Annotated in this window: 8 protein-coding genes; 3 read left to right on the top strand and 5 right to left on the bottom strand. The window is 68.9% G+C overall.

What is annotated here, in order from left to right; all coding sequences use genetic code 11:
• Positions 1-13 precede the first annotated feature (13 nt).
• The 5 genes from BQ8420_RS27055 to BQ8420_RS27075 all read right to left on the bottom strand — a co-directional run bounded on the left by BQ8420_RS27055 (position 14) and on the right by BQ8420_RS27075 (position 3,737).
• Positions 14-607: a PD40 domain-containing protein gene (locus tag BQ8420_RS27055; protein ID WP_087102561.1), complete on the bottom strand. Its 594-nt coding sequence runs from the start codon at positions 605-607 to the stop codon at positions 14-16.
• A gap of 61 nt (positions 608-668) precedes the next feature.
• Positions 669-1,088 (bottom strand): DNA-binding protein, encoded by a 420-nt coding sequence (locus BQ8420_RS27060; RefSeq protein WP_087102563.1) that lies wholly within the window; start codon positions 1,086-1,088, stop codon positions 669-671.
• A gap of 71 nt (positions 1,089-1,159) precedes the next feature.
• A complete protein-coding gene (locus tag BQ8420_RS27065) occupies positions 1,160-2,035 on the bottom strand; it encodes a metal ABC transporter permease (protein WP_087102565.1) in 876 nt (291 codons plus the stop codon).
• A complete protein-coding gene (locus BQ8420_RS27070) occupies positions 2,023-2,766 on the bottom strand; it encodes a metal ABC transporter ATP-binding protein (RefSeq protein WP_087102567.1) in 744 nt (247 codons plus the stop codon). Before BQ8420_RS27070 ends, BQ8420_RS27065 begins: the two co-directional genes overlap by 13 nt.
• A gap of 32 nt (positions 2,767-2,798) precedes the next feature.
• On the bottom strand, positions 2,799-3,737 hold the full coding sequence (locus tag BQ8420_RS27075; RefSeq protein ID WP_087102569.1) for a metal ABC transporter substrate-binding protein: 939 nt from the start codon (positions 3,735-3,737) through the stop codon (positions 2,799-2,801).
• Between BQ8420_RS27075 and BQ8420_RS32465 the strand changes: the two genes are divergently transcribed.
• Genes BQ8420_RS32465 through BQ8420_RS27085 form a run of 3 tightly spaced genes read left to right on the top strand, consistent with a single transcriptional unit; the run spans position 3,691 to position 5,233 of the window.
• Positions 3,691-3,867, top strand: a complete 177-nt coding sequence (locus BQ8420_RS32465; protein ID WP_200816114.1) for a hypothetical protein — start codon at positions 3,691-3,693, stop codon at positions 3,865-3,867. The genes BQ8420_RS27075 and BQ8420_RS32465 overlap by 47 nt on opposite strands.
• Before the next feature lie 5 nt (positions 3,868-3,872).
• A complete protein-coding gene (locus BQ8420_RS27080; protein WP_087102571.1) occupies positions 3,873-4,349 on the top strand; it encodes a GbsR/MarR family transcriptional regulator in 477 nt (158 codons plus the stop codon).
• A complete protein-coding gene (locus BQ8420_RS27085) occupies positions 4,346-5,233 on the top strand; it encodes an alpha/beta fold hydrolase (protein WP_369825551.1) in 888 nt (295 codons plus the stop codon). Before BQ8420_RS27080 ends, BQ8420_RS27085 begins: the two co-directional genes overlap by 4 nt.
• Positions 5,234-5,386 lie beyond the last annotated feature (153 nt).

Below are 5,386 nucleotides of genomic sequence, written 5' to 3' on the forward strand. Positions count from 1 at the left end.
ATGTGTATACGAGTCAGGGATGGGTGATCACCGCCAGGTGGGCGCCGTCGGGGCGGGCGGCGATGTGGAGGACGTGGTGTTCGCCCAGCCCGGTGATGGTGCGCGTGGCGCCGCTGGGGAGGTCGAGTAGGGCCAGGCGATGGTGGGGCTGGTGCCGGCCCCACTCGCGTGGGGCGTCGTCGGGTGGTTCGGGGTCGGCCACCACCAGTGCCACCGTGGTCTTGTCGGGCAGTGGCAGGTGGTCCACCACGGTGGTCCGGGGGTCGGTCAGGGAGCGGTGGCCGGTGCCGTCGGCTTCGATCCGGTGCAGTCCGGGTGCGAGTGGGGACTGGTGTGTTCGCCCTGCGAGGCAGTCGGTTCTGTCGGTGAGGAAGTACAGCCGATCGTCGGGTGACCAGCGGGGGCGGTGGACCGCGAAGGTGCCGTCGGTGAGGGGGCGGGGCGCTGTGCCGTCGATACCCGTGACCCACAAGGTGTTCACCGGTCGGGGTGTGGTCTGGGCCAGGGGCGCGAGCGTGTAGGCGAGGTGGCGACCATTCGGGGACAGGGTCACTTCGTGCGGGGTGAGCCCGTCGGTGACGACGTCGGTGCTCAGGGGGTGGTCCATGGGGGGCTTTCCAGAAGGGGGTGCGAGCCCCACCCTTGCGCGGTGGGGCCCGGGTGGAGTTTCAGTGCTCGGTGCGCGATTGCAGGCGTTCGTGGCGTTGTCGGGCGGCCTGGGCGGTGCCCAGGCCCAGCCCGTAGGCCAGTTCCTGCCAGGTCATTCCGCGCCCCTTGGCCATGGTGAGCAGCCCGGCCTCCATCTGGTCGAACTCGGCGCGGGCCAAGGGCACCAGGGTCAGGGCGGCGGTCAGGTCGGCCTCGTCCACTGCTGGGGCGTCCTGGTCGGGTACGGCGCTGCCGGCGGCCAGGTCGCCGACGCGTCGGATGGCCTCGTGGGCGGACATGGGCAGGCGGCGTTCCTCCCACAGGGTGCGGGCCGGTCCGGTGGCGTGGCGTTCGGTGAGGCGGAAGAGTGCCTCGTGGGCGCGGGCGCGGCGGGCCTGTTCGGGGTCGGGTCGGCTGAAAGGGTGCTGTTCGGTGCTCATGGTTCAACTATGCGTTGACAGAAGAGCGTTGTCAACAGATTGTTTAAAACACTGTGTTTAAAACAGTTTGTTCAAGAGCGGTTGCGCAGGGCGCGAGCGGTACGGCCGCGCCAGAGCACCCCTTGGCGGGGCGAGAACAGGTAGGACAGCGTGAACAGTGCGGCCTGGGCGAGAACGATGCACCCGCCGGTGGACACGTTCAGGTGGAAGCTGGTGAAGACCCCCGTCAGCGAGGCCACGACCGAGACCGCCATGGCGATGAGCAGCATCCGCTCGAACCGGTCGGTGAGCAGGTAGGCGGTGGCGCCGGGGATGATCACCATGGCCACGACCAGGATGATGCCCACCGCCTGCAACGCCACCACCACGGTCACCGACAGCAGGCCCAGCAGCAGGGTCTCCAACAGGCGCGGGTTGACGCCGATGGCGTGGGCGTGGACCGGGTCGAAGGCGTACATGGTCAGGTCGCGGTGTTTGTACCAGACCACCGCCAGCACCACCGCGGCCAGGATCAGCACCTGGAGGATGTCGGTGTCGGAGACCCCTAGGACGTTGCCGAAGAGGATGTGGCTCAGGTCGGTCTGGCTGGGCACCCGGGAGACCAGGACCAGCCCCAGGGCGAACAGGGCGGTGAAGACCACCCCGATGACGGCGTCCTCCTTGACCCGGGAGGTGCGGTTGACCACGCCGATCAGTGCCACCGAACCGGCGCCGAAGACCAAAGCGCCCAGGGCGAAGGGCAACCCGAACATGTAGGAGAGCACTACCCCGGGCAGCACGGCGTGGGAGACCGCGTCGCCCATCAGGGACCAGCCCACCAGGGTCATCCAGCACGAGAGGACGGCGCATACCAGTCCGGCGACCACGCTGACCAGCAGGGCGCGTTGGACGAACTCGAACCGCATCGGCACCGTGAACCACTCCACGAGCGCGGTCACCGTGTCCATGGGGTCCCCTCCGTGGTGTGGATGCCGAACGCCTCCAGCAGGACGTCCGGTTCGAGTACCTGTTCAGGTGTTCCGTGGGCGATGACCCGGCCTTGGAGCAGGAGCGCCTCGTCGCACAGGGCGGGCACCTGGGACAGGTCGTGGGTGGACACCAGCAGGGTGTGTCCGGCCCGGCGCAGTTGGCGGAGCAGGTCGGTGATGGTGGCCTCGGAACGTTTGTCCACCCCGGCGAAGGGTTCGTCCAACAGCAGCACGTCGGCGTTCTGGGCGATGGCGCGGGCGACGAAGGCGCGTTTGCGCTGGCCTCCGGAGAGCGCGCCGATCTGGCGGTCGGCCAGGTCGGTCAGGTCGGTGCGGGCCAGGGCGTGGTCGACGGCCTCGCGGTCGGCGGGGCGGGGGCGGCGTCGGCGTCCCATGTGGCCGTAGCGGCCCATCATGACCACGTCACGGACGCGGACGGGGAAGGCCCAGTCGACCTGTTCGGACTGGGGGACGTAGCCGATCAGCCCTTTGCGGCGGGCGGCGGCGCTCTTGAGACCCTTGACGCGCACCCGCCCGCGGTCGGGTGCGACCAGGCCGAGCACGGTCTTGAACAGGGTGGACTTGCCCGAACCGTTCATGCCGAGCAGACCGCAGACCCGGCCCGCCCGCACGGACACGCTCACGTCGTCCAGGGCCAGGACGTCGCCGTAGCGGACGGTGACGCCTTGGACCTCGATGGCGGTGTCCATGGCCTCCTCCTTGTCTTGCGCGAGTGGGCGGCTCATGTGGTGGCCAGGCCCTCGACGATGGCCTGGGCGTCGTGGCGCAGCAGGTCCAGGTAGGTGGGGACGGGGCCGTCGGCCTCGGAGAGGGAATCGACGTAGAGGGTCTGTCCCATCCGTGCGTCGGTCTCGCGGATGACCGATCGTTGGGCGCCGTCGTTGACGGTGCTCTCGCAGTAGACGGTGGGCACGTCGTTGTCGCGGACGAACTCGGTCACGGCGGCGATCTGTTGTGGGGTGCCCTCGCGTTCGGCGTTGACCGGCCACAGGTACCGCTCGGTCAGGTCGGCGTCGCGGGCCAGGTAGGAGAAGGCGCCCTCGCAGGTGACCAGGGCGCGGGCGTTGTCGGGGACCTCGGCGAGTTCGGTGTCCAGGAAGTCGGAGACCTCGCGGATGTCGTCCTTGTAGTCCTGGGCGGCTCGGGAGAAGTCGTCGGCGCCCTCGGGGTCGAGTTCGGTCAGGGCGGCCTGGATGTTGTCGACGTAGGTCAGGGCGTTGGTGGGTGACATCCAGGCGTGGGGGTTGGGTTCGCCCTGGTAGTCGCCGGAGGAGATGGGGAGGGTCTCGATGCCTTCGGTGAGCAGGGCGGTGGGGGCCTCGACGCGTTCGGTGAACTGGGCGAACCAGGCCTCCAGGCCCAGGCCGTTCTCCAGGACGAGGTCGGCGTCCAGGCCGCGGACGAGGTCGTCGGGGGTGGGTTCGTAGCCGTGGATCTCGGCGCCGGGGCGGGTCAGGGAGGCCACGCGCACGCGGTCGGCGGCGACGTTCTCGGTCATGTCGGCCAGAACGGTGAAGGTGGTCAGGACCAGAGGGCGGCCGTCGTCGTCGGAGGCCTGGCCGGTGGAGGAGGTGCAGGCGGTCAGGCTGAGGGTGGTGGCCAGGGAACAAACCGTGACCAACCAGGCCTTTGAAGACAGCCCATCTCTAATGTTCGGCATGCCTAACATTTACCACAGTCAAGGCGAACCCACACACGCCGGCGCCGGTTTTCCGGGCCGGGCGCGAGTGCGCTCCAATATTGCAGTCAGTACAGTCATTGCAGTCATGACTGCAATGACTGTACTGTGAAGGGCATGAGCGAACCCACCGAAGCCGAACTCGCCTTCGTCGACGACCTCGCGGTCTTCTTCGAGCACGAAGGCATGCCGCTGATCGCCGGACGCGTCATCGGCTGGCTGCTGGTGTGCGATCCACCCGAACAGAGCGCCGCCCGCCTGGCCGAGGTGCTTCAGGTCAGCCGCAGCTCCATCGGCAGCGCCACCCGGATGCTCACCCCCAGTGGACTGGTGGAGGGGGTGCGCAAACGCGGCCACCGCCAGGAGTACTTCCGTATCGCCGCCGACGGCTGGAGCCGCATGCTCCAACGTCGCTACGCGCAGACCACGGACTTTCGTCGCGTCACCGAACGCGGACTCGCCGCACTGGAGGACGCCTCACCGCAGCGACGCGAACGCCTGGAGAACGTGCACGAGCTCTACGGGTTCCTGGAGACCGAACTACCCGCCCTGCTCGACCGTTGGCGGGACCGACAGAGAAAGGACACCTCGTGAACGAGACCGGTAGTGGACCCCTGGCCTTCCACCGCGAACACGTCCAGATGCCCGAAGGGCGCCTGAGCGTCATCGTCGAAGGCCCCGAACACGCCCCTGCGGTGCTGCTGCTGAGCGGGGGCGGAGTGGACAGCGCCACCCTGAGTTGGCGCCACCTCATCCCCGACCTGGCCCGCGACCACCGGGTCATCGCCCTGGACTGGCCCAAACAGGGACACAGCCGTGAATGGCGGGGGATCGCCGACCACGCCGCCCTGCGACGCTGCGTCGTCGCGCTCCTGGACCACTACGCACTGGATCGCGTCGCCGTGGTGGGCATGTCCCAGGGTGGGGCGATGACCCTGGACACCGCCCTCGAACACCCCGAGCGGGTGGCGCGCATCGTGGCCATCAACCCGGGCGGCACCCTCTCCTTCGCGCCCCTCTACCACCAACTGCTGTGGCTCACCGCCAAGAGCCGCCTGCTCAACACCACTCTGCCCGGCCTCATGGTCGGCGACCGACGCAAGACCGAGGTCTTCGTCCGCAAGGGCCTGCTCGCCGGCCCCGCCCCCGACCAGGAACAGATCATCGACGAGGTCATGGCCGAGATGGCCACCCACGGGGCCGGATCCTCCGACTGGCAGAACACCTCCATCGGCCCCTGGCGCATGAACGTGGACCTGCGCCCACGCCTGGGCGAGATCGACTGCCCCGCCCTGTTCCTGGCCGGGGAGAAGGACATCGGCGTCAAGGCCGCCACCACCATCGCCGCCGCCCGCGCGGTCCCCGGGGCCCGCGTCGAACTGCTCGCCGGTCAGGGGCACTGGGCCAACCGCCAGTCCCCCGAGTGGGTCGGCCGCCTGGTACGCGACTTCCTCACCGAAACCGAGCCCGGTTCGTGAGGCCTGGAACACACGGGAGGTCGAGGGCTCATGGGATCGTTGGGCAAGGCAGGGACGATCATCCGTAAACTGGGCTCCCCCACCGCGCCGTGCCCCCGCGTGGCCCCTTCCCTGACACTTATACACAACTGACGCTGCCGACGAATAGAGAGG

This window comes from Nocardiopsis sp. JB363, from assembly GCF_900143625.1.
Classification (GTDB): domain Bacteria; phylum Actinomycetota; class Actinomycetes; order Streptosporangiales; family Streptosporangiaceae; genus Nocardiopsis.